This is a genomic window from Acinetobacter rudis, from assembly GCF_000829675.1.
GTDB classification, from domain to species: Bacteria; Pseudomonadota; Gammaproteobacteria; order Pseudomonadales; family Moraxellaceae; genus Acinetobacter; species Acinetobacter rudis.
In genome coordinates, this window is the sequence record NZ_BBRX01000031.1 from 46,465 (window position 1) to 68,490 (window position 22,026).

At 40.5% G+C, this 22,026-nt stretch carries 19 protein-coding genes and 3 tRNA genes; 9 read left to right on the forward strand and 13 right to left on the reverse strand.

Annotated elements, in window-relative coordinates:
• Window positions 1-30 precede the first annotated feature (30 nt).
• A complete protein-coding gene (locus Aru01_RS09370; RefSeq protein ID WP_016656942.1) occupies window positions 31-390 on the forward strand; it encodes a YMGG-like glycine zipper-containing protein in 360 nt (119 codons plus the stop codon).
• A gap of 317 nt (window positions 391-707) precedes the next feature.
• Here Aru01_RS09370 and Aru01_RS09375 read toward each other — a convergent pair whose 3' ends face one another.
• On the reverse strand, window positions 708-2,090 hold the full coding sequence (locus Aru01_RS09375) for a metal-dependent hydrolase family protein (RefSeq protein ID WP_016656943.1): 1,383 nt from the start codon (window positions 2,088-2,090) through the stop codon (window positions 708-710).
• Window positions 2,091-2,329: 239 nt separating this feature from the next.
• Here Aru01_RS09375 and Aru01_RS09380 point away from each other — a divergent pair, with 239 nt between their 5' ends.
• Window positions 2,330-2,605, forward strand: a complete 276-nt coding sequence (locus Aru01_RS09380) for a putative hemolysin (protein ID WP_016656944.1) — start codon at window positions 2,330-2,332, stop codon at window positions 2,603-2,605.
• A 60-nt stretch (window positions 2,606-2,665) separates the two neighbouring features.
• Here Aru01_RS09380 and gyrA read toward each other — a convergent pair whose 3' ends face one another.
• The 8 genes from gyrA to Aru01_RS09420 form a co-directional block, all read right to left on the reverse strand.
• Window positions 2,666-5,635 carry a DNA gyrase subunit A gene (gene gyrA, locus Aru01_RS09385; protein ID WP_016656945.1) on the reverse strand — a complete coding sequence of 990 codons (2,970 nt, stop codon included), beginning with the start codon at window positions 5,633-5,635 and terminating at the stop codon, window positions 2,666-2,668.
• Between the two features lie 400 nt (window positions 5,636-6,035).
• Window positions 6,036-6,968 (reverse strand): FAD-binding protein, encoded by a 933-nt coding sequence (locus tag Aru01_RS09390; RefSeq protein WP_016656946.1) that lies wholly within the window; start codon window positions 6,966-6,968, stop codon window positions 6,036-6,038.
• 17 nt (window positions 6,969-6,985) lie between these two features.
• Window positions 6,986-7,735, reverse strand: a complete 750-nt coding sequence (locus Aru01_RS09395) for an electron transfer flavoprotein subunit beta/FixA family protein (RefSeq protein ID WP_016656947.1) — start codon at window positions 7,733-7,735, stop codon at window positions 6,986-6,988.
• Window positions 7,736-8,193: 458 nt separating this feature from the next.
• Window positions 8,194-9,108, reverse strand: a complete 915-nt coding sequence (locus Aru01_RS09400) for a tyrosine recombinase XerC (RefSeq protein ID WP_016656948.1) — start codon at window positions 9,106-9,108, stop codon at window positions 8,194-8,196.
• Between the two features lie 45 nt (window positions 9,109-9,153).
• A complete protein-coding gene (dapF, locus tag Aru01_RS09405) occupies window positions 9,154-9,999 on the reverse strand; it encodes a diaminopimelate epimerase (RefSeq protein WP_016656949.1) in 846 nt (281 codons plus the stop codon).
• A 6-nt stretch (window positions 10,000-10,005) separates the two neighbouring features.
• A complete protein-coding gene (gene lysA, locus Aru01_RS09410) occupies window positions 10,006-11,256 on the reverse strand; it encodes a diaminopimelate decarboxylase (RefSeq protein WP_016656950.1) in 1,251 nt (416 codons plus the stop codon).
• Between the two features lie 32 nt (window positions 11,257-11,288).
• A complete protein-coding gene (locus Aru01_RS09415) occupies window positions 11,289-11,504 on the reverse strand; it encodes a hypothetical protein (RefSeq protein WP_016656951.1) in 216 nt (71 codons plus the stop codon).
• Window positions 11,505-11,634: 130 nt separating this feature from the next.
• The gene (locus Aru01_RS09420; RefSeq protein ID WP_016656952.1) at window positions 11,635-13,038 is read right to left on the reverse strand and encodes an amino acid permease; all 1,404 of its coding nucleotides are present in this window, start codon (window positions 13,036-13,038) and stop codon (window positions 11,635-11,637) included.
• Window positions 13,039-13,321: 283 nt separating this feature from the next.
• Here Aru01_RS09420 and radA point away from each other — a divergent pair, with 283 nt between their 5' ends.
• Both radA and Aru01_RS09430 read left to right on the forward strand, forming a co-directional pair.
• Window positions 13,322-14,710 carry a DNA repair protein RadA gene (gene radA, locus Aru01_RS09425; protein WP_016656953.1) on the forward strand — a complete coding sequence of 463 codons (1,389 nt, stop codon included), beginning with the start codon at window positions 13,322-13,324 and terminating at the stop codon, window positions 14,708-14,710.
• Between the two features lie 134 nt (window positions 14,711-14,844).
• Window positions 14,845-15,819 (forward strand): Tim44 domain-containing protein, encoded by a 975-nt coding sequence (locus tag Aru01_RS09430; protein ID WP_016656954.1) that lies wholly within the window; start codon window positions 14,845-14,847, stop codon window positions 15,817-15,819.
• 306 nt (window positions 15,820-16,125) lie between these two features.
• Here Aru01_RS09430 and Aru01_RS09435 read toward each other — a convergent pair whose 3' ends face one another.
• Complete coding sequence (locus tag Aru01_RS09435) at window positions 16,126-17,301, reverse strand: S1C family serine protease (protein WP_016656955.1); 1,176 nt, start codon at window positions 17,299-17,301, stop codon at window positions 16,126-16,128.
• A 163-nt stretch (window positions 17,302-17,464) separates the two neighbouring features.
• Between Aru01_RS09435 and Aru01_RS09440 the strand changes: the two genes are divergently transcribed.
• From Aru01_RS09440 to Aru01_RS09460, 5 genes are all read left to right on the forward strand, one after another.
• Window positions 17,465-18,223, forward strand: coding sequence for a Nif3-like dinuclear metal center hexameric protein (locus Aru01_RS09440; protein WP_016656956.1), 759 nt, complete (start codon window positions 17,465-17,467; stop codon window positions 18,221-18,223).
• Between the two features lie 144 nt (window positions 18,224-18,367).
• Window positions 18,368-18,994 (forward strand): superoxide dismutase SodB, encoded by a 627-nt coding sequence (gene sodB, locus Aru01_RS09445; protein ID WP_016656957.1) that lies wholly within the window; start codon window positions 18,368-18,370, stop codon window positions 18,992-18,994.
• Window positions 18,995-19,140: 146 nt separating this feature from the next.
• Window positions 19,141-19,216: transfer RNA gene (locus Aru01_RS09450), tRNA-Asn, on the forward strand.
• Between the two features lie 9 nt (window positions 19,217-19,225).
• Window positions 19,226-19,301: transfer RNA gene (locus tag Aru01_RS09455), tRNA-Asn, on the forward strand.
• 214 nt (window positions 19,302-19,515) lie between these two features.
• Window positions 19,516-19,591 (forward strand) — tRNA-Asn (locus tag Aru01_RS09460).
• 98 nt (window positions 19,592-19,689) lie between these two features.
• Here the strand turns inward: Aru01_RS09460 and Aru01_RS09465 are convergent.
• From Aru01_RS09465 to Aru01_RS09475, 3 genes are all read right to left on the reverse strand, one after another.
• Window positions 19,690-19,923 (reverse strand): hypothetical protein, encoded by a 234-nt coding sequence (locus Aru01_RS09465; RefSeq protein WP_040331248.1) that lies wholly within the window; start codon window positions 19,921-19,923, stop codon window positions 19,690-19,692.
• A gap of 151 nt (window positions 19,924-20,074) precedes the next feature.
• Window positions 20,075-21,349, reverse strand: coding sequence for an alpha/beta hydrolase family protein (locus Aru01_RS09470; RefSeq protein ID WP_016656959.1), 1,275 nt, complete (start codon window positions 21,347-21,349; stop codon window positions 20,075-20,077).
• 198 nt (window positions 21,350-21,547) lie between these two features.
• The coding region (locus tag Aru01_RS09475; protein ID WP_042111294.1) for an alpha/beta hydrolase family protein at window positions 21,548-22,026 on the reverse strand (479 nt) is incomplete at its 5' end.

A 22,026-nucleotide genomic window follows, 5' to 3' on the forward strand; every position in this document is an offset into this window, starting at 1 on the left:
ATAAATTAACTCTAATTATAGGCTATTGATATGAAAAATAAATTTGCTATAGCAACTGTTACTTATTTAATCACAGCCCTATCTGGCTGTATCGCTGTAGACACCCAACCAAAACGTACAACAACTGGGGCGGTCATTGGTGGTGGTGTGGGTGGCGCTGTCGGAAATAAAGTTGGCGGTACAACTGGGGCTGCTATTGGAGGTGGTGTGGGTGGCGCCGCTGGAAGTAAGGCACAAGGTGGTTCAAATGGTAATGCTGCTGCAAGTGCAGTGGGTGGAGCAGCAGGTGCAGCTGTAGGCAGTAAAGTTGGCGGCACTAAAGGTGCTGCAATTGGTGGTGCTGTCGGTGCTGGTGCTGGATCTAGTCTTCATAACAATAATCGTAAGTAAATTAGCTTCATCTTCATCCATATTCAGGGTTTATTCATATTGAGCTTGAATGCGCCCTTTACTGTGTTATAGACACAAAATAATGAAACTTTTAAACTTTGGCATAGCCTCATTTCACCTACTTACATGATGACAAAAATGCCACTGTAGTGAAAAGCTACAGTGGCATTTACATCATCAATGACTTGTTTCTCATGACTATTTAAAATCAGACATCAACTCATGTTAAATACACCCAGCTGATCAATCATTTTTAGCCACAATATACTCAAGTCTCTGCCTATTTATGATCAATGAAAATGCTTTCATTTAACCATTTATTTATTCAAAATATTTTTATAGATCACGCCATCTTTCATGATCACCAAGAGATTTTTATTTGGATCTGCCAATAATTTTAGGTCTGTAATCGGATCACCATCAACCAGCAATAAGTCAGCCATCGCACCTGTTTCAACTACACCAAATTTGCCTTTATAAGGACTTCGTTCACCTGAGAGTGCCAATAATTCTGCATTGGTTGAAGTTGCCATTTTTAACACTTCTGCAGGTTGATACCAGCGTGTCATTGTGGTTAACAGCGCACCTTGGTTCTTCGTCATTTTAGGGTTAAACAAAATATCGGTTCCCCACGCAACTTTCAGCTTGTATTTCTTTGCCAATTCAAAAGATTTATCAGTACCTGCTTGAACTTGTTTTTGTTTTTCACGGTTTTCACCCACTTGAGGGTTAGCAAATTCATTATCAATAAAAGCTTGTGAACTGAGCCATGCCCCTTTTTGGGCCATAAGTTTTGCTGTTGCTTCATCTAACAGTTGACCATGCTCAATCACTTTTACCCCGCCTTTTAATGCGGTTTGGATCGACTTCGGTGTATACGCATGTACAGAGACATAAGTTCCCCAGTTTTCAGCAGCATTCACTGCTGCACGGAACTCTTCTTCAGTATATTGAGCAACATCTATCGGATCATAATGTGAGGAAACTCCCCCACCTGCTGCAAGTTTAATTTGCGATGCACCCAGCATGAGCTGCTCACGTGTCCGTTTGAGTACTTCAGTTACGCCATCTGCGACAATCCCACCACCCAAAGCTTCACCGCGACTCAATCCACCATTTGTTGCAGAAGGAACTTCATAGGTCATACGAAAATCTGCATGACCACCTGTTTGTGAAATAATCGAACCTGATGGCCAAATACGTGGACCATCAACCATCTGCTTATCAATCGCTCGCTTTAACGAAAAAACCGGCCCACCCAAATCACGTACACTTGTGAAACCACGCATCAGTGTATTCTTTGCTTCTTGAGCTGCTATAAAATTAATATCAGCGACTTCTGCGGTCATCATCAGTGTTGGCGGTAATGCAGCTAGCATCGCATGCCAATGTGCATCAATGAGTCCAGGCATCAGTACCTTTTGTTGACCTTGAATCACTTTAACATGGCTTGCAACATTGATCGGTTGGCTTGAAATTTCTTGGATCTGATTTCCACGCACTAATACATTGACTGCTGTGGAAAGTTTTTGAGATTTACCATCAAAAATTCGTACATTTTCAAATAGTACTTCGCTTAATTGCTGAGCCTGAGCTGTGCTAACTGGACTTGGCTGTGTGGGAGGCGTATGTGCAAAAACAGGTGTGCTGATCGCAAAAAATAGGATTGAAGTATTTCTAAGATATTTTGCAATTGTCATGTTCATTCCTTAAAAAATTGTAATGGGCCTCGATTTATTGCTTACAGCATCATCAAGCAAAGATACAAAATCATGAGTTATTATGCGTTGAAATAACGTCAATTTTACAATGAGGCTATCCTAAACGAGAAAGACTAATTTCTGATTTATTGTTACATAAAGAAATTATATTTTATTGATAATAAGATAAAATTTTCCATAACAACCTAAGTTTTAATTTATGTCATAACGAGTATAAAATGATCAAGAAACTTCTTATTGCTGGCAGCTTATTTTCAATCATCGGCTTAAGTGCCTGTGCAAATACGCCTCACAAAGCAGAATCCATGAAAATCGGCATGGCCAATCCAGCCAGCGTCTATTGTGAGAAAATTGGCGGTAAATTAAGCATTAAAAAAGAAGCAGAAGGTGAAGTTGGCTACTGTGAACTCCCCGATGGGCAAGTGATCGAAGAATGGAAACTCTACCATTTGCATCATACTGAACAAAGAAACACAGCACCTCAAAGTAAATAGCACTGTTATCGATTAAAAAAAACGGCCGTCACATGGACGGCCGTTTTAATCTACTTAATTTTAGCTTTGATCTGACTGATCTACAGGAGTGTCACTCTCAGTATTTTCAGTTTCAGTCACTTGTTCAACCACATCAATGACGTCTTCAATCAATTCATCTTCATCTTCTACAGCTTCAATCGATACAACACCGACTAGAACCTCTTCTTGACCTAGACGAATAAGACGCACACCTTGTGCATTACGTCCTGTTGTCGCAACTTCTGCAGCACGAGTACGAACTAAAGTCCCGCCATCAGAAATAAGCATTAACTCTTTGCTTTCATCGATTGAAACAGCGCCGATCAACTCACCATTACGTTCAGAGGTCTTAATTGCAATAACACCTTTACCACCACGTTTCTTGGTTGGGAAGTCATCCACTGGTGTACGTTTACCATAACCATTGGCACAAGCACACAACACTTCACCCGTCGCTGGAACAACAACCAAAGATACAATACGGCTCACCAGCGTTGAATCTGATTGTTCATCATCCTCGCCTTCAACCTCTTGATCTTCAACTTCTTCAGCTTGTGCTGCAGCAAGCGTAACACGCATACCACGTACACCTTTGGCTGTACGCCCCATTGCACGTACATCGCTTTCTGCAAAACGAATGGCTTTACCTTCATTCGAGAACAACATGATCTGTTGTTCACCATCAGTAACTGCTACACCAATCAGCGTATCTTCTTCATTTAGCTCAATTGCACGCAAACCATTTGAACGGACATTACTAAACTGATCCAGTTCCACACGTTTTACTGTACCTGAAGCTGTTGCCATGAAGACATAGAAGTTTTTCGGTAAGCTATCTGCTTGTTGTGCAAAATCAGCAATAATCGGATCTTCAAGATCAGTCACATCAAATTCTTGCTGAATTGAATTTAGCACAGCTGTAACATCAGCTGCTAATTCTTCAGCCTGATCTTCAGAAAGCGCTAATGCATTTTGTAGTTCAGTATAATGTGCTTGAACTACAGCATTATTTTGTAAATGCGCTGCATTACTTTGTACAAAAGCTTTAAAATCAGCGAAACGTTCTACAAATTTCTTCGGTGCATCAATTACAGGTAAAATTGCAGTAATTGTTTCTTTCTCATCAAGTGGCAATAGGTTCACCATAGGGCGACCTTTAGCACCACGTGATGCTTGTGGCACTTCAAATACTTTTAGACGATACACTTTACCAATGTTGGTAAAGCAAAGTACCGTAGCATGGTTCGATGTAACGATTAAATGTTGAATAAAATCATCATCTTTCATACTTGTTGCTGATTTACCACGACCACCACGACGCTGTGCTGCATAGTCAGAGAGTGGCTGTGTTTTAGCATATCCAGTTTGAGAAACGGTCAACACCACTTGCTCTTCAGGAATAAGATCTTCACGGCAGAAATCAATACGTGATTCAACGATCTCGGTACGACGTCCATCACCATACTGCTGCAAGATTACTGCCAATTCTTCACGAATCACATTCATCAATAAATTGAAGTCATTAAGGATCGCAGTCAATTCTGCAATTTGACCCAGAATTTCTTCATACTCAGCCAATAACTTGTCTTGTTCTAAACCTGTTAAGCGATGTAGACGCAATTCTAAAATCGCGGAAACCTGAGCTGGTGATAAACGATAAATATCACCCTCTAAACCAAATGGACGTGTTGGGTCTTCGCCATCAATCTCATCTGGACGAATAGAAACTGAGCCTGCTTTTTCCAGTAAAGCAATAACACCGCCACCCGCCCATTCACCTGCTTGTAAGCGTTCACGCGCTTCAGCTGGGTTGGCAGAAGTTTTAATGGTTTCGATAATGGCATCAATATTTGCCAATGCAACCGTTAAACCTTCTAAAGTATGACCACGCTCACGCGCTTTACGTAGTTCGTACATCGTACGACGAGTCACAACTTCTTGACGATGACGGATAAACGCAGCAATGATATCTTTAAGATTCATCAGCTTAGGTTGTCCATTATCGAGACACACCATATTAATGCTGAATGAATTTTCTAATTGCGTTTGCAAGAATAGATTGTTAACGATAACTTCTGCGTTTTCACCACGCTTTAAGTCAATCGCAATACGCATCCCATCTTTATCAGATTCGTCACGTAACTCAGAGATTCCTTCAAGCTTCTTCTCTTTGACCAATTCAGCGATACGCTCAATGGTTTTTGCTTTGTTCACTTGATAAGGAATTTCAGTAAATACAATCGTTGTACGACCAGTTTTTTGATCTTCTTCGAAGTGATATTTACCACGAATATGCAAACGACCTTTACCTGTACGGTAAGCATCTACAATGCCTGATTTACCGTAGATAATACCGCCTGTAGGGAAATCTGGGCCTGAAATATGCTCCATCAATCCTTCAATACTAATATTCGGATTATCAGCATAAGCCAAACAAGCGTGAATAACTTCAGTTAAGTTATGTGGCGCCATATTGGTCGCCATACCCACTGCAATCCCGGCTGCACCGTTAATTAATAGATTAGGAATACGCGTTGGCATAACCTGAGGAATACGCTCAGAGCCATCGTAGTTATCTTCCCAATCAACGGTGTCCTTCTCCAAATCAGCCAGTATTTCATGGGTCAATTTGCGCATACGGACTTCGGTATAACGCATTGCCGCCGCACTATCACCATCTACTGAACCAAAGTTACCTTGGCCATCAATGAGTTGATAACGTAAGCTGAAATCTTGTGCCATCCGGACAATGGTTTCATAAACAGCTGAATCACCATGTGGATGGTATTTACCGATTACATCACCGACAACACGAGCAGACTTTTTATACGCTTTGTTATAGTCATTGCCTAGCTCATGCATCGCAAATAATACGCGGCGATGCACAGGTTTTAAACCATCTCTCACATCAGGCAATGCACGTGACACAATCACGCTCATTGCATAATCCAGATATGAGTGCTTGAGCTCATCTTCAATGGCAATCGGTCTAGTTTCCGATACGCTCATGCATACTCCTTATTACAAGTAAGTGTAGTGCTTGATTTATTTAAATAATCATGCAAAAAATTAGCTAAAAATAACTGCGCTAATTCGAGAATTATAGCGAAAAATTATAGCATATTTATCTACCATATTGGCTGCTGGCTAAGGACTATCTTGTTATATTTTATATAAAATATTTGCTCATTGATTAGACAAACTTTGTTTTAACCAAAGCAAGGACAGGTCAAATGTTAAATTATGATCAATATGCACAACAATACGCCACCTAAGCGCCTAAAATACGCTTTAAAGCCATGCTGATGCATATTGTTGCCCATCGCATCATACTCTGTGCTCAATGAGCAGACATAAAAAAACTGCCCCGAATAGGAGCAGTTTTTTGATCTTGATCAGTAATGCAAGATTAAAGCTTAGTAACCAACTCAGGCACTACAGCATTTAAATCGCCAACTAACCAATAATCAGCAACAGCGTTGATTGGCGCTTCTTCATCTTTGTTGATCGCAACGATCACTTTAGAATCTTTCATACCAGCCAAATGCTGAATTGCACCAGAGATACCTACAGCGATATATAAGTCAGGTGCAACGATTTTACCTGTTTGACCAACTTGCATATCGTTAGGTACAAAGCCTGCATCAACAGCAGCACGTGAAGCACCTTGTGCAGCACCAAGCTTGTCTGCTAATGGATCAAGTACAGTGTGGTAGTTTTCACCTGAACCAACACCGCGACCACCAGAAACAACGATACGTGCAGCAGTTAACTCAGGACGCTCAGATTTTACAATTTCTTCAGCAACAAACTTAGAAATACCTGCGTCTTTAACTTCAGCAACTGCTTCAACAGCAGCTGAGCCACCTTCGCTTGCTACAGCATCAAATGCTGTACCACGAACAGTACCCACTACAACTGCTTCATCAGATTGTACAGTTGCAATCGCGTTACCTGCATAAATCGGACGTTTGAACGTATTGGCAGACTCAACTGCAATAATGTCAGTAATCATGCTGACATCAAGTAAAGCCGCAACGCGAGGTAAAATGTTTTTACCTGTAGTTGTAGATGCAGCTAATACATGTTTGTAGTTTTTAGCTAAATCTGCAACAAGTGCTGCAACGTTCTCAGCCAATTGGTTTGCATAAGCAGCATTATCAGCCAACAATACTTTGCTTACACCAGCCACTTTAGCAGCAGCATCAGCAACTGCCTGTGCACCAGCACCAGCAACCAATACAGTGATATCACCACCGATTTTTTGAGCTGCAGCAACAACGTTTAAAGTTGCACCATTTAGTGTCTTATTGTCGTGCTCAGCGATAACTAAAATACTCATGATTTTATCCTTCCGTATTAGATCACTTTCGCTTCATTTTTCAATTTTTCTACAAGCTCATCAACTGACTTCACTTGTACGCCTGCTTTACGCTCTGCTGGTGGCTCAACTTTAACTGTTTTCAGTTTAGTTGTTGTTGTCACACCATAATCTGCAGGAGATTTAGTATCGAGCGGTTTTTTACGTGCTTTCATGATGTTAGGCAAAGCTGCATAACGTGGTTCATTGAGACGTAGGTCAGTTGTGATAATTGCAGGTAATGTAAGTTCAACGGTTTGTAAACCACCATCGATTTCACGTGTTACTTGAACTTTGTCACCTTCGACTTTTACTTCAGAAGCAAAAGTACCTTGGCCTGCGCCAAGTAAAGCACCTAGCATTTGGCCAACTTGGTTGGAGTCATCATCGATTGCTTGTTTACCAAGAAGAATCAACTGAGGTTGTTCTTGTTCTACGATGCCTTTTAAAATTTTAGCAACTTCCAATGCACCGATGTCATCAGCAGTTTCAACTAAGATACCGCGATCCGCACCCAATGCCATTGCTGAACGAATTTGCTCTTGGGCTTCTTTAGGACCAATAGAGACAACGATAATTTCTGATACTGTTCCCTTTTCTTTTAAGCGAACCGCTTCTTCAACAGCGATTTCACAGAATGGGTTAATTGACATTTTAACGTTCGTTAAGTCAACCCCACTATTGTCCGACTTCACACGGACTTTAACGTTGGCATCTACCACACGTTTTACTGCAACAAGAGCCTTCATGTAGTCCTCGGCTGTTTTAGCAAATTAAATGTTGTGAAAGGCTATGATAACCCTTCAGTTAAATTTTTTAGGTGCCCTATCTTGCAGTGTGTTTGGCATTTCGGTCAAGTCACAAATCGCAAAAGTGCCTTAAAAAAGCAGTAAAAAAACTGAACCTACAGTTCATCGTCTAAGAAAGAATCTGCTTGAAATTTAAATTATAAGGCTATTCATGGTATTTACTGTTTGAATTTTAACATTTTTTCAAAAAAATTAAATCAAACCACATCAATACTGTTCAGTAAAAAACCACATGATTTTTTTGCAATTTCACGATACAAACTTTCATTATCTGTCTGTCAAATGAGATATATTGCTTACATTTTTTATATAAACAAGTCTGAGGAATACTTTAAAGCTTCAACAATTTTGTAGGATTAGATCGATCAATGATGCTGAACCTGTGTTGTAGATAACTCTTATTTAGTGGCACGCGGATGTGCTCGGTCATACACCTGTGCGAGATGTTCAAAATCAATATGGGTATAAATCTGGGTAGTGGTCAAGTTTTGATGACCTAACATTTCCTGTACTGCACGCAAATCACCACTATTACTGAGCATATGGCTTGCAAAACAATGGCGCAATAAATGCGGATGTAAATCTACACCAACGCCGGCACGTAAGGCTTGAGACTTAACTCGATTTTCAATCTGTCTCGCAGTAAGACGCATACCCTTTTGACTGATAAAAACTGCATTTTCAGCACTAAACTCTCCCAACCACAGTTGGTAGACTTTAATCCATTCCAATAATGCATCTTTCGCTTTTTGTCCAAACGGAACAACGCGGGTTTTATTGCCTTTACCCGTTACCCTAAGTAGCAGACGATTAAGATGAATATCGTTAAAGTTAAGGCCTTGTAATTCCGCCAAACGCAGCCCACTTGAATAAAAAAACTCAAGCATCGCTTTGTCACGCACCCAGAGCTGCTGTTCAATGACAGCATCAGGTGGTGCTTGATCTAAAATTTGATGGATCGTCTCAATATCAATCAGACCAGGCAAAGGTCGTGATTGGCGTTTTAATTTAAAATCATCACCAGGACTCATCGACAGATATTTGCCCTGCTCTGCCCACTTCATAAATTGACGAATTGAACTTAAATGACGCTGCAAACTGCTTGCACTCAGTTGTTGCTGTTCAACTTTAAAAGCCAGATATTGACGTAAGTCAGCTGCTTCAACCTGATTTAACTCAAGATCTTGACTATAACAAAAGTCAATAAAAGCAGTGACATCACGAAAATAAGCATCAAGAGTATGTGCAGACTGATTTTGAAGCTCAAGCTGCTTCATCCACATTGAGAGTAGTTGCATCGCACCAATTTTCATCGTTGCCTCTCCCAATGTGTTAGACATACTTAACCTGACTCGCCCTTAACCTTGAAAATAGCTCAGGTCTAAACGGCCTTCGTAAACCATGCTGGTCGGACCTGTCATCCAAACCACATCGCCTTCTCGCCATTCAATTTGTAAGACACCACCAGCCAATTCAACCTTGACTTGATTAGACAATAATCCACGGCGAATGCCTGAAACTGCTGCCGCACAGGCGCCAGTACCACACGCTAAAGTTTCACCGACACCACGTTCAAATACACGCAAACGAATACTGCTTTCATCAATGATTTGCATAAACCCAGCATTGACGCGCTCAGGAAAATTCACATGCGACTCTACTTGAGGGCCAATATTTTCCACATCCGCAGTTAAAATATCGTTGACGATGGTCACTGCATGAGGATTCCCCATATTCACCACATCGATATTCAACTGCTGTTGATCTTTCAACTCAAGGGTATATAACGCTTCTGTTTCTTGCGTCACAAATGGAATTTCAGTCGGCTGAAATTTCGGATAGCCCATATTAACTCGAACCCAACCATTTGGCCCCAATTCAGGCTCTACAATCCCTGAAGAAGTCTGAACTTTAAGTTTAGTCTTATTGGTCAAACGACGCTCATGAACAAATCGTGCAAAACAACGTACGCCATTACCACACTGTTCAACTTCACTACCATCTGCATTAAAAATACGGTACTTAAAATCGACTTGAGGATAATCTGGTGGTTCAACAATAAGTAGTTGATCGAAACCCACGCCAAAATGTCGATCCGCCATACGGCGAATCGTTGCAGGATCTAAAAAGGCACGCTGGCTGATTAAGTCAACCACCATAAAGTCATTGCCCAAGCCATGCATTTTGGTGAACTCTAACAACATTGTGCTTTACTCCGCAGGTAATAAATATTCATTTTGCCAAAGTGATTCTATCGGTTCACGTGCACGAATCAAATGCACTTGATCGCCATCAACCATCACTTCTGCAGCACGACCTCGACTATTGTAGTTAGAGCTCATCACAAAGCCATAAGCACCAGCCCCAAAAACTGCCAAATAATCATTGGTTTCTAAGGCTAACTCTCGATCTTTACCTAGGAAATCACCTGTTTCACAGATCGCGCCCACGATATCCCATGTTTTGACCTCTGCAACTGGACGGGTCTGTACATTTTGAATATCCATCCAAGCTTGGTACAAAGAAGGACGAATCATGTCATTCATTGCCGCATCAATCACAGCAAAATTGCGATGTTCTGTTGGTTTAAGTAGATCAACTTGAGTTAATAACACCCCTGCATTTGCTGAAATACAGCGGCCTGGTTCCATATAAACTTTAAGACCAAGCTTCTCTAATGCTGGTCGCATTGCATTGGCATATTCTGCAAAACTTGGCGGTGTTTCATCTTGGTAACGTACACCTAATCCACCACCAATATCGATATGTTTAAATGTGATACCCAACTCTTTTAGCTGTTCGATCATACCAATAACACGATCTAGTGCATCGACAAAAGGCTGGGTTTCAGTCAGTTGAGAGCCAATATGGCAATCAATACCCACAATATTCAAATGTGGCAAACTTTGAGCATATTGATAAGTTTCTAAGACATTATCGGAAGGAATACCAAATTTATTTTCTTTTAGACCGGTCGAAATATAGGGATGAGTTTTTGCATCGACGTCTGGATTGACACGTAGTGAGATTGGCGCCTGTACATTCATTGCTGCTGCAACTTTCTCAATACGTGCAAGTTCAGCATATGACTCAACATTAAAACAGGCAATGCCCACTTCGAGCGCTTTTTGAATATCAGCCTCTGTCTTGCCTAAACCTGAAAAGACAATTTTACTTGGCTCACCACCTGCTGCTAATACACGTGCAAGCTCACCGCCTGTGACGATATCAAAACCTGAACCCAATTTGGCCAACACATTGAGCACAGCAATATTTGAGTTTGACTTCACCGCAAAGCAAATCTGGTGGTCTATATAATCAAATGCTTGATCTAAAGATAGATAGTGCTGTTCTAAGGTTGCTTTTGAATACACATACAAGGGTGTAGAAAAACGCTGTGCCAAATCATCTAATGCACACTGTTCTGCATGCAATACGCCATTAATGCGACTAAACCCCATGAAGTCTTCCTTTCCAAAAGTCGTATAAAAAATTATTGAATCTCGTTAACCTCAGAAGCTGCCGCTTGCTGCGCAGCTTGAGCATTTTTGCCTTGAGTTTGAGAAGCAAGATCAACATTGGGATGCAGCAGATAACGCGCACGTTTATCGTAGTTTGGATCACTTGTGAGCTGTAAATTACCAGATTGACCACAGCCAACCAGCAGTGTGGTAAGCAACAAACCTGTAAAACCAAGGATATGACGCATCTGATCACCTATATGTTGAATTTACATCAGTATACCTTGATCAAAACCCATCCCCAACGGCTAAAAACACAAAAGCGATACTTAAATTAAAAACACCAGCTTAAAGCTGGTGTTTTTTGTGTGGTCTGACTTATTTAGCCCGTTTTTTATAAAAACCGAGATAACCAATCAGCAAGATTAACAACCAAATTGGACTGACCATTAATGCTTTTCGAGTATCAGCTTCTAAGCCTAATACAACGATCATGCCAATAAAGAATACAATCACCACCCAGCACATCAAAACACCACCAGGCATTTTAAAAACTGATTTCGCATGTAAATCTGGACGAGTTTTATAATAAACGATGTAACTCCACATAATAATGAGCCACACACAAATAAATAATACTGTTGATAATGTCGTTGCCAGCGTAAATGCTTCAATGGTATTTGGAACCAAATACTGTAATCCAGCACCAGCGACTAAACAAACGCCAGAGAAATACAATGCATTTGAAGGAACAAAACGCTTATTCAAAACACCAAATGATTTTGGGCCTTGGTTTTCACGTGATAGACCAAACAACATACGGCTAGTTGAGAATACACCACTGTTCATTGATGACATCACAGAAGATAGTACAACCAAGTTCATAATAATCGCTGCAGCGGCAATCCCTGCTTGACTGAACAAGTTTACAAATGGACTAACTTTAGGATCAATATGGCTCCATGGTGTTACAGACATCACAATGATTAATGCGAACACGTAGAAAAAGATAATTCGAATCGGAATGGAGTTCACTGCTTTAGGCAAGTTACGCTCAGGATCTTTGGTTTCAGCCGCAGTTGTACCCACCAACTCCACCCCAACAAAGGCAAAGATTGCGATCTGGAAGCCCGCTAAGAAACCTGCTGAACCTGTTGGGAACATCCCACCATAGCTCCAGAGATTTGAAAATGCAGCCACATCACCTTGTTCTGAGGTAAAGCCTATGAATATCATCCATAGACCAACAGCGATCAGAACTAAAATTGCAATAATCTTAATTAAAGCAAACCAGAATTCTAACTCACCAAAGAGCTTCACCGTCATTAAGTTTAAACCCATGATAAATATAATGGCAGCCATACTGATCATGGCGCCTTCCATGGGTGAAAAGGACTGTCCTTGATTAAAAAACTCGAGGTAATAAATAATCGCAGAAAGATCAGCAATACCGATAGTGATCCAGCAAAGCCAATAGGTCCATCCGACAAAATAACCTGCCCATGGCCCAATTAAATCAGTGGATAAATCAATAAAAGAGCGATATTGCAAATTTGATAGCAACAATTCACCGAGGGCACGCATGACGAAGAAAATCATCAAGCCAATAATCATATAAATAAAGATAATTGAAGGGCCAGCAAGGCTAATTGTTTTACCTGATCCCATGAAGAGACCGGTACCGATACAACCGCCTATCGCAATCAACTGCAGATGTCGATTGGATAAACTGCGTTTGAGTTCATCTGATTCCCCAGAAGAACTGAGTTCATGATTTGACATTGTTATATTCTTCTCTCAGATTTCATGTAGTCAAAGTAGCCTAAAATAGAGAAAATAAAAAAGAAAAATTGATGAAAATATAGGAAATTTTCAAAAACTTTCATCAATCAGCTGTTATTTAGCCAATCTATTCCATTTACTGTTTTTATTTTAGCGTTCCGTCACACAAGCAGTATATGTGCCAATAGTCTAAGTTGAAAAGCGCTATTTTTTTTGAAATTGTATTTTAAAGCCCTACTTGATAGATTGTCTGACGTTATCTTTTAAAGCTGTGAATGACATTATGAGTAAAGTCAAAAGTACCTACCGTTGCGAACAATGTGGTAGCCAACATCCCAAGTGGGCTGGGCAATGCAGTGATTGCGGCGAATGGAACAGTTTGATTGAAGTTCGCTTAGAAACTGGGACTGCTCATCGTGCTAAACCTAATTTTTCAGGGGGTTATGCAGGGCAAGCAGCACAAGTCACGACACTTAATCAAGTTTCAGTCTCACATGAAACACGTTTACCTACCGGTATTTCCGAGTTTGATCGTGTTCTTGGTGGTGGCCTCGTCACAGGTTCCGTAGTATTAATCGGCGGTGATCCGGGCATCGGCAAATCGACTATTTTATTACAAACAGCGACGCATATGGCGTCTGAACATCGTTCAGCCTTATATGTCACGGGTGAAGAATCTTTATCGCAAGTCGCACTACGTGCACAACGTCTTGATCTTCCAACTGATCATCTCAAGGTCATGGCTGAAACTTGTGTGGAACGTATTTGTGAAGTTTTAGCACAGCTACGCCCTGCTGTTGCGATCTTAGACTCAATTCAAACCTTATATACAGAAACACTGCAATCTGCACCAGGCGGTGTATCACAAATTCGTGAATCGGCAGCCCTTCTCACTCGTTATGCCAAACAAAGTGGCACAGCGCTGTTTCTTGTTGGTCATGTGACCAAAGAAGGTGCACTAGCTGGGCCACGTGTCCTTGAGCATATGGTGGACTGCGTTTTATATTTTGAAGGACAATCTGACTCACGTTACCGTATGATTCGCGCTGTAAAAAACCGTTTTGGTGCGGTCAATGAATTAGGCGTCTTTGGAATGACCGATAAAGGCCTAAAAGAAGTCGCAAACCCGTCTGCTATTTTCCTAAGCCGCTATGACGAAGCTATTCCTGGTTCTGTTGTCATGATTAGCCGCGAAGGTACTCGTCCACTTTTAGTTGAAGTACAGGCTTTAGTCGATGATGCCCATGCTCAACCGCGCCGTGTTGCACTCGGTCTAGAACAAAACCGACTCAACATGCTACTGGCAGTCATGCATCGTCATGGTGGAGTGCAAACATCAGGACAAGATGTTTATGTTAACGTTGTCGGTGGTTTAAAAATTACCGAAACAGGTACAGACCTTGCTGTACTTTTGGCCTGTGCCTCGAGTCTTCGCTCCAAAGCTTTGCCACAACAACTTGCCGTATTTGGTGAAGTTGGACTGTCCGGTGAGATTCGCCCTGTACCCAACGGCCAAGAACGACTTAAAGAAGCCATTAAACATGGGTTTAAATATATTATTGTCCCTAAAGGAAATGCACCGCAAAAAAGCATTGCAGGGGTTCAAATTATTGCAGTTGCTCGCTTACACGAAGCTTTATCTGAAGCGATGCAGCTCTGTGATGAGGTCTAAGTAAATAGACACATTGGCTAAAAACTCATGCTCTATCAAATGAATATATAAATACTTCATTTTATATATTGAAATTCAACACAAAAGTCTGCATATATAGGCCCTGTATATTAATTTATTCAAGGAATAACTGAATGCAAGTTCGACAGCGTGGTTTGGTTGCAGCAATATTGATGGCAACGTTGGCAGTAGCACCTTTGGCAGAAGCAAAACGTGCTGGTGGTGGTAAAAGTCATGGAATGAGTCGTTCAAATAACTCAAGCCAGTCTTATCAACAATCTAATCAACATGCTCGTCCTGCCGCACCTGCTCAACAACCTGCAACTGCACCACAGCGTTCAGGTCCAGGTGTAGGTTCAATGGTTGCTGCTGGTGTTGCTGGTGCTGCAGTGGGTGCAGTTGCAGCCAATGCCCTTGCCGATGACAAACAAGCAGCTCCAGCTTCTGGTGCAGAGCAAGCTGCTGTACAACAAGAGGAAAAAGGCGGAATCCCGAGTTGGATTTGGTTAGTTTTAATTGCGGGTATTGCATTTTTACTTTTCCGTAAATTTGGCGCAAAAAAAAAACTAACTAATTCAAATCCATATGCACCGAACCAGTCTGGTCCGAGCGCAGCACCATTTGCTCAGCAAGCGCCGCGCAGTACTGGTTCAAGCACCAATGTATTTGGTCAATCTGTAGGTGGTAGCGCAGCTGCTGCCCCAGTTGCAGGTGGTGCATATGCACAAAGTGGCAACCAACTTCCAGATGGTACTGAACCTGCTGCATTTTTACGTGTAGCACGTCAGCGTTTTAACCATATTCAGTCCATGAATACAGCAAGTAATGTTGAAGAAATTCGCCGTTATCTTACCCCTGATCTTTATCAGTCTATGCATAACGACATTATGGCCAACCAAGACCAAGACGTTGCAGAGTTTTCAAACCTCAATGCCATGGTGATTGAAAGTGCTACAGAAAATGGTCAATACGTTGTCAGTGTTCGCTTTACAGGTACAGTAAGTGAAGATCTCAACAGCTTGCCACAACCTTTTGCTGAAGTTTGGCACTTTGTAAAACCAGCAGGTTCTAACCAAGATTGGTTAGTTGCGGGTATTCAACAAGACTAAGTAATCCTCACCGCGGTATTACATTAAGCATGATTTAAAAAACCAGTGTTCATCACTGGTTTTTTTAAACTCTAAATAACCCAACTTGATCACATCAAATTGTCTACCCAAGCATAATTACGATATAAAAAACTTAGACTTGCTCAAACACCGCTCTTTTTCAGATCTATTTTATCTTTTATGACCCAACAGCATTATCCAGAGTGACTTTCTACTTAAAGTACCTTCGCAGATGTTGTTGCAAAGATCTAATAAAAAAGCCTCTCGACTTTAACAGTGAGAGGCTTTTTTATATGAAAAATATGATTAACGCTGTGGGAGTGGAATAAACTGATTTTCACTATTTTGAGCTTTACGCTCAGTAACAGTCACATCAAGATTCAAAACTTCATTTCCACGTAGCACTTCAATTTTAATCACACTGTTTGGCACTTGTAAGGCTACATAATTAATCAAGTGTGAAGCAGAGGTAATCTCTTCATTATTCACTTTGACAATTTTATCACCCACTTTAAGACCAGCATCTGCAGCAGGACCATTTTTCATTACCCCTGCAACCATTACACCTGGTTTACGAGGTTCTAATACATCATTTTGTTGGGGTGGAAGTAAACTAATTCCCAACCAACCACGAATAACACGACCATCTTTTAAAATCGAATTTAATACTTGCTGACAAACTTTAGCTGGAATTGCAAAACCAATACCCAGTGAACCACCAGTCTGAGAGAAAATCGCAGTGTTTACACCAATCAGATTACCTGCAACATCGATCAATGCACCACCAGAATTCCCAGGATTAATCGCTGCATCAGTTTGGATAAAGTCTTCATAGGTATTAATACCTAAGTCAGAACGACCTACAGCAGAAATAATCCCCTGAGTGACCGTTTGCCCCACACCAAATGGATTACCAATAGCCAATACAACATCACCTACCTCATTTCCACTTAACTTAAATGGCAATACAGGTAGGTTTTCAAGGTCGATTTTAATTACAGCCAAGTCTGTGCCAGGATCTGTACCGACAACTTTTGCCTCAGCACGACGACCATCTTGTAAACTCACCACAATTTGATCAGCTTGAGCAATAACATGATTATTCGTCAAAATATAACCATCGGGACGAACAATAACACCTGAACCAAGACTATTTTCATTTTCTCCCTGTGAGCGTTCTGGGAACTGATTACCAAAAAACTCTCTAAATGCAGGGTCATTAAATAATGGATTTGTTTGTTTTAACTTCTGCGTAGTAAAAATGTTCACTACAGCTGGTGCCGCAACCTTAACGGCTTGATTATATGAAACCACACCGCCCGTACGTGAAGTATCAATCAATGGCTCTACCTTTTCAGCAGGCATTTTGACGCCATCAGAAGCAATCGGGGCTTTAGGTTGTTGATACTTTTGCCAAGCGACAAAGCTCAGAATAACGACAACTAGTAACACCCAAGGTAACCAAGAAACTGAGCGGCGCACTATATATTCCTCTAAAATTTATTTAATCATTCGATATAAACGCAATTTCTTCATTGTAATCAAAATAAAATCATATACCTAAAAAAACTCAAATAAAATTGTTCAGCTTTAGTTAATAGCTATAATATGCTTTATTTTAACTCACAAGTTTTCGAACACTATTATGGCAAATTTACTTGATATTATCCAATGGTGTAATCTTCAACTAAAAACCAATGAATTTAAAGACTATGCTCCGAATGGTTTACAAATCGAAGGTCGTCCAGAGGTCAAGAAAATTCTTTGTGCAGTCACTGCTTCACAGCGTGCAATTGAAGCAGCGATTGAACAACAAGCTGACTTGCTTCTAGTACATCATGGTTATTTTTGGAAAGGTGAAGCTTACCCGATTACGGGGATGCGAGGGCAACGCATAAAATCGCTCATTAAAAATGATATTTCTCTTGTAGCTTACCACCTCCCTCTTGATGCTCATCCAACATTAGGCAATAACGCAGCGATCAGTGAACTGCTTGAACTACAAGATATTGAAGCATTAGATCCGACTGAACGTCACCCAATAGGTAATATTGGCTATTTAAATTCAGCACAAAGTCCAGAACAGTTTCAACACTACTTGACTGAACGCTTAGGCTTTGAGGCGATTCATTTACCTGCAAATAAAACTGAGATTAAAAAAGTTGCTTTTTGTACTGGTGGGGCGCAAGACTTTATCACTAAAGCTGCTGTACAAAACTGTGATGCCTACATTTCAGGTGAAGTGAGTGAGCGAACTTTTTATGAAGCTGAAGAGCTTAATGTCCACTACTACGCATGTGGACACCATGCGACTGAACGCTATGGTGTACAGCGTTTGGGCAATGCACTAGCTCAACAGTTTGATATTGAAGTTGTTTATCATGAATTGAATAATCCGATCTAATTTAGCTGTTTTTCCCATTCGGCAAATGCTGTGTTTTTAGGCGATATTATGTATCGTTGTATTATTCATACACTATTGCAGAGAAAAATCTACTACAATAGAGCAACTTATATATGTAACCCAGCAAAAGCAAGGACTAGGAACATGACGACGATTACATTACCTGCTCTTCCATATGGCTATGAAGATTTAGCACCACATATCAGCAAAGAAACTTTAGAATTCCACCATGACAAGCATCACAATACTTATGTAGTGAACTTGAATAATTTAATCAAAGGGACTGAGCTTGAAGGCAAAACCCTTGAAGAAATCATCAAAGCATCTGCTGGTGATGCATCTAAAGCAGGCATTTTCAACAATGCTGCTCAAGTATGGAACCACACTTTCTACTGGAACAGTATGAAACAAAATGGTGGTGGCAAACCTACTGGTGCACTTGCAGCTAAAATCGATGAAGATTTTGGTAGCTATGAACAGTTTGCTGAACAATTTGCTGCTGCAGCAACAACTCAGTTTGGTTCAGGCTGGGCTTGGCTCGTTGCTGACAAAGTAAATGGTAAACTTTCAATTACTAAAACTTCAAATGCAGACACTCCACTTGCACACGATCAAGTTGCTGTATTAACAATCGATGTTTGGGAACATGCTTACTACATCGACTTCCGTAATGCACGTCCTAAATACATCTCTACTTTCCTTGAAAGCTTAGCGAACTGGGATTATGCAAATGCGAAATACGCTGGCCAAGCAGCTGGTGTTGAAAAATAATTCCTTTATTTTTCTGAAAAATCACCCTATTTAGGGTGATTTTTTTATTTAAAATCAAAAACTGGACATTTATAAAGCAATCAAACAGTAATCATTCACTTTGCTGTTGACGACTTACACTTTCATCCATAAAATGCGCATCAGATTCTCCAATAGCTCAGTCGGTAGAGCGACGGACTGTTAATCCGCAGGTCCCTGGTTCGAGCCCAGGTTGGAGAGCCATCTACTTTTTCTCCCATAGCTCAGTCGGTAGAGCGACGGACTGTTAATCCGCAGGTCCCTGGTTCGAGCCCAGGTGGGAGAGCCAAGATTCTAAAAACCCACATCATTATGAATGTGGGTTTTTTTATTGCCGATTGTTCAGCCAAACTCTATAAACCTTTAAAATGATCGATTGAAACACTTTTTAAGCAGCATCCACTCAAATTGATGATAAATAAAACAAACACTTAGCATTTTGTATTTTTTCTTATGTTGTGACTTGACGCTAAGGCTTTCGCTGCATAAAATGCCTATCAAATTCTCCAATAGCTCAGTCGGTAGAGCGACGGACTGTTAATCCGCAGGTCCCTGGTTCGAGCCCAGGTTGGAGAGCCAAAATTCTAAAAGCCCATTGATTTATAACAATCAATGGGCTTTTTTTATACCTGTGCTCTTCATTTTAAAAATACTTCATACATAAAAAAACTCAGCACTTAAGGCTGAGTTGTTTCTGATGCAGCGCTTTGCTCCGTTGTGGCAACTGCACTTGCCGATTGCTGAGGCTTAATCAATGCTTGTTGTTTACGAATTAATTCATCGTATTCACGCTTATTTGCAGCATCATGATCAATTGCAATCTTATTTAGCCAAATCAAAGCTAAAGGAATAATCACCCCTAAAGCACAAAATAGAATTACTTTCTTATTTAACTTCACTGCCTTAGACATAGCTAACCACAATTTCTCAACATTTATTCGCAAGGTGGCTCACTATAACAAAATCAAGCTATAGTGCCTATGAACTCACCATCCGAATTACAATAAGATAAGAAAAAAGGAGCTCATGCTCCTTTGATCGTCAAGCCTTAACTTACGGTCATTATGCTGCAGGCAGATGCAATTTAATAAAATTAATTACTCGTTCTTTTGTTTGAACGATGGCCTGAGTATGTCCAGCACCTTCAACCAAAACATAGAGGATATCTGGTGACTTTAAATCCTCTTTCAACCGATCAACCAATGCAGTTGTAATCATATAAGGTACACTTGTATCCTGATTACCTTGAATAATCATGGTTGATTTATCCAAGCGTTTGGTACCAGGCTCATTGTCTGCTAGAAACTGAGTGACAACTGCATTAGTTCTAAATACCTCTGTATCCAGCCCAGGATAATCCATAACACTCTGTTCTGGATTAGCTTGCATAAAGCTAATGATATCTTTTTTAAAGTTTTGCACTAAACTTTGTTCAGGATCATTGCTTTGCAAACAAAAACCATTTGGCCCATCAGCAAGCGCAGCGATGGGTTTTGCCCGCGCTTGAAACAAATCACGATACTGAAAATATGGCTCATACGCTTGTATTCCAATACCCGTCAGTGCCACATAAGCTAAAAGTGTGGCATATGAGGATACCGAACTTCGTTTTTCAAGATCTGTTAAACCATCAGCAATTTCTTGCTGTTCAAGCTGTCTTAATAAATTTGGAGCAACATCTAAAATAATTTCTCCGAAACTCGAGGCAGGTGCTGCTGCTACTGTCCCCTTATACAAAGGATCATTATTGGCATACTCCGACGTGCCCAATGATGCTTGTCCACCTTGTGACTGACCTACAGACATCCAAGCGCCATGCAATTGCCCAGCATAATGTTGATTGACTGCTTTTATTGCAGCTATTGCAGATCTTGCTTCACTGCCTAAATTTAAATAGGGATGAATACCTGCAGAACCCAGCCCCTCATAATCTGGCGCCACTATCACATAACCGGTAGAGAGTAAATTTTTCGCCAGACTACTAAAGTCCTTATCGAGTGGTGACAAACTCGGTGCACAATGATCTGCTACACCCACCGTTCCATGCTCCCAAATCACTACGCGCCAACCATCTATCGGCTTTTCTTTTTCAGGAAAGATCACTAATGCAGTGGCTTGTGTTGTTTGACCTAATACATTTTGCATATTGTACTTCATGATATTTATTGTTTTTGCATTATCGAGCTTATCTAAATGATACGGCTCTTCTGAAATATAATATTGCTCTATAATATGCGGTTGATCATCATCTTGATAAGTACTACGCGTACAAGCTGTTAAAAATAATGCTGTGCTACAACTCAGCGCAATGAGCGTATTCTTTAAAACCCTGTCCATCATTATGTCCTTTTATTGATGATTTATTCACTATCACTGTGAACACCATCAATAGAACATAAATAAAAAGATATTAATATTTATTTAAACTAAACAATTGTAAGGACTCAAACTTTTCTTTTATTCGTATAAATGCTCCATCAGCCAAGAAAAAAAGGAGCCAAAGCTCCTTATTTCTTAATAAACAATTACTCTGTTTTACTTTGCTGGCATATGCTGCTTGATAAATGCTACAAGTTCAGGATTTTTTTCAACGATTGCTTGAGTATGACTCGCATTTTTTACTGGAAGAAAAGTTACCTTCGTTCCTAACGCAGCTAATCTTTGTTGTAAGCCGTCTGTAACTGGATATGGAACAGCCATATCAGCAGTACCTTGAATAATCATAACAGGGGTATTAATTTTCTTTGTGGCAGGTTGATTATCTTCTAAGAATTTTTTAACTACTGGATCTTGATCAAACGTCTCAATCAACGCTGGATAATCCATCACCGATTTATCTTTATTTGCTATAAGGAATTGCTGTATATCTTCCTTAAATTTAGCTTCTAAATCAGCTAAACATAACCCATTTTCCCCAGTTGTTCCCTCAGCATACTCTGCAATCCGCTGAGAGCGCTCTTTAAACAACGCCTTATAATTGAAGTACGGATCATATGCTTTGATCCCTACTGTCG